The following is a 2,867-nucleotide window of genomic DNA, read 5'->3' on the forward strand; positions in this document are numbered from 1 at the left end:
GTAAGCGGCGTGTCTCCCACACCTTGTTCGGCGTGAGCTGACCGGCAACATGCGAGCCGTCATATACAGTTAAGGTTCGCATATATGGTTGACCATATAGTTGACGCTTCGGAGCCACGGGGCCGGGTGGATATCCAGGTCGGAGCGGGGCGTCGGCGGCGGTGGAGCGACGCGGTCAAGGGACGGATCGTGGCAGAGTCGTATGCGCCGGGCGCTGTTGCGTCCGAGGTGGCGCGCCGGCACGACCTCTCGCCGCAACACCTGTTTGCTTGGCGCAAGGCCGCGCGCGCCGGTCTGCTGAGCTTGCCGGCGGAAGATGCGCCACTCTTCGTTCCGGTGGTGTCGGAGCTGCGCCCCGCTGGGATGTGCGTGGAAGCGGCAACGCGGAACGCGATGACGATCAGCATCGAGATCGGTGATGCGGTAGTTCGCGCAGCGGCCGGGGTTGATCCGGCCTGGCTGCGCGATGTGCTGCGGGCCGTGAGGACGACGGCATGATCGCGGCTTCGGCGGGCGTGAAGATCATGATCGCGACACGGCCGGTCGACTTCCGTAAAGGCGCCGATGGTCTTGCCGCGCTGGTGCGCGAGCAACTCCACCATGATCCATTCGCGGGAACGATTTTTGTCTTCCGTTCAAAGCGAGCGGACCGTTTGAAGATTTTTGCCTGGGACGGGTCCGGGCTCGTGCTGCTGTGGAAGCGGCTGGAGCATAGCGCGTTCCGCTGGCCGCCGATCAGCGATGGCGTGATGCGTTTGTCTGCGTCACAGCTCGCCGCGCTGATGGACGGCCTGGACTGGTCGCGCCTGCATGCCCGCGACATTGCTCAGCCGAGCGCAACCTCGTGAACCCTGTTGACCAATTAAATCATGTCGGCTGCAGTCTACCACAACGGCCCGCGAATCAGCTTGAGTGGCGGGCGTGAGCGAGACCACGGATCAACTTCCGACCGACATCGAGGCGCTGCAGGCGCTGGTTGCGGCGGCACGCGCGGAGCGCGACGCGGCGATCGCAAAGTGCGACGCGGCGATCGTCGAACGCGACCAGGCGCTGTCGCAAATGGATCGCCTTCAGCATCTCTTGCGCCAGCTGCAACGCGCGCAGTTCGGTCGCCGCTCGGAGAAGCTCGATCCTGAGCAGTTGCAGCTGGCGATCGAAGACATCGAGCAGGCCATTGCCAGCGACGAGGCGGCTCAGGACCGGAAGGACACGGCAGGCGCACGCCAGCGCGCTGAACGGCGTCGCGCCAGCCGTGGTGCGCTGCCGTCCCATCTGCCGCATATCGACGTCACGATAGCCCCAGAGGTGACCTGCTGCCCGTGCTGCCGCGCGCCTTTGCATGTGATCGGTGAGGAGACCTCACGGCGGCTCGACGTCGTCCCGGCGCAGTTCCGCGTGATCGTCACCCACCGTCCCAAATACGCCTGTCGGGCCTGCACGGATGGCGTGGTTCAGGCGCCGGCGCCAGAGCGGCTGATCAAGGGCGGCTTGCCGACCGAGGCGATGGTCGCCCATGTGCTGGTCGCCAAATATGCCTGGCACCTGCCGCTCTATCGGCAGGCTCAGATGCTGCTGGCGCAGGGTATCGACATTAAGCGCTCGGTTCTGGCGTTCTGGGTCGGCTATGCAGGCGCAGAGCTTCGTCCGCTCTGGCTCAGGCTGCGCGAGACCATTCTGACCGCGAGTAAGATCGCGGTCGACGAGACCACAGCGCCGGTGCTCGATCCCGGCCGCGGCCGCACCAAGAAGGGCTTCTTCTGGGCGATCGCGCGCGACGATCGGCCGTGGGGCGGAGCTGATCCGCCCGCAGTGGCCTACACTTACGCGCCTGGTCGCGGCGCCGTCCACGGGCTCAAGCTGCTCGACGGTTATCGTGGCATCGTGCAATGCGACGGCTATACCGTCTACAAGACCATCGCCGACACCGCGCCTGACGCGGCGATCACGCTCGCCTTCTGCTGGGCTCATCTGCGGCGGCGCTTCTTCGACGTTGTCCAGGACGGTCCTGCCCCGATCGCGAGCGAAGCGCTCGAGCGTATCGCCGCTCTCTATGCCATCGAGAAGACGATCAAGGGCCGCAGCGCCGACGAGCGCCGGGCCGTCCGCCAGGAGCGTAGCAAGCCGCTGGTAGCGGCGCTCAAGGCCTGGTTCGACCAGCAACTCACCCGCGTCTCGGGCAAAGCGACAATCGCCGAACACATCCGGTACGCCTTGAACCACTGGGTTGGCCTGACGCGCTTCCTCGACGACGGCCGCATTGAGCTCGACACAAATATTGTCGAGCGAAGCATCCGTCCTCTTATCCTTAATCGCAAAAATGCACTGTTCGCGGGGCATGATGAGGGCGCGGAGAACTGGGCCTGCATCGCTTCGCTGATCGAGACCTGCAAGCTCTGCGGCGTCGAGCCGCAGGCCTATCTGACCGACGTTCTCACCAGACTCGTCAACCTCTGGCCGTCCTCGCGTCTGGACGAACTCATGCCCTGGGCGTGGAGCGCCGAGCAAACTAACAGCCTCGCCGCTTGATGAACTCGCTTCCTGTATCGCGACCGCTCCAGCAGGCCTCGTCGCCACCGGCTCGGTGCCTTCCGGCAGCTTCAACAGCCCGTCGCGTACCGCCCTGCGCCAAGCCGACAAATGCTGCGGCGACAGACCGTGGCGCCGCGCGACGTCCAAGACGATGGCGCCCGGCACAAAGGATTCCGAGACGATCCGTCCTTTGATCTCGTCGCTCCAGCGCCGCCGGACTCGTAGCTGCGATGCGTCGACAACACGCCCGATCATCTATGCAAACCGTCCTCTTCAAGACGGAACTCATTTTGCCGATCAGCTCATCAGCAACAAGGTGCGGGAGACACGCCGCTTAC

Annotated in this window: 3 protein-coding genes and 2 pseudogenes; 4 read left to right on the forward strand and 1 reads right to left on the reverse strand. The window is 64.9% G+C overall.

Annotated elements, in window-relative coordinates; all coding sequences use genetic code 11:
• The first annotated feature begins 126 nt into the window (after positions 1–126).
• From tnpA to tnpC, 3 genes are all read left to right on the forward strand, one after another.
• Positions 127–498 (forward strand): IS66-like element accessory protein TnpA, encoded by a 372-nt coding sequence (gene tnpA, locus ACV1FX_RS41540; RefSeq protein ID WP_473123256.1) that lies wholly within the window; start codon positions 127–129, stop codon positions 496–498.
• Positions 499–524: 26 nt separating this feature from the next.
• Positions 525–848 carry an IS66 family insertion sequence element accessory protein TnpB gene (tnpB, locus tag ACV1FX_RS41545; protein WP_473123258.1) on the forward strand — a complete coding sequence of 108 codons (324 nt, stop codon included), beginning with the start codon at positions 525–527 and terminating at the stop codon, positions 846–848.
• Between the two features lie 73 nt (positions 849–921).
• Complete coding sequence (gene tnpC / locus ACV1FX_RS41550) at positions 922–2,526, forward strand: IS66 family transposase (protein WP_473123257.1); 1,605 nt, start codon at positions 922–924, stop codon at positions 2,524–2,526.
• 108 nt (positions 2,527–2,634) lie between these two features.
• Here tnpC and ACV1FX_RS41555 read toward each other — a convergent pair.
• A pseudogene (locus ACV1FX_RS41555) lies at positions 2,635–2,694 on the reverse strand (hypothetical protein); the annotation flags it as partial.
• Here ACV1FX_RS41555 and ACV1FX_RS41560 point away from each other — a divergent pair.
• Positions 2,681–2,867 (forward strand): annotated as a pseudogene (locus ACV1FX_RS41560) (hypothetical protein); the annotation flags it as partial. The pseudogenes ACV1FX_RS41555 and ACV1FX_RS41560 sit on opposite strands and share 14 nt — an antisense overlap.

This window comes from Bradyrhizobium ingae, from assembly GCF_055791185.1.

What these genes read in the sequence shown, in the direction of transcription:
- tnpB (WP_473123258.1), top strand. Translation starts at nt 525, where the DNA reads ATGATCGCGACACGGCCGGTCGACTTCCGTAAAGGCGCCGATGGTCTT.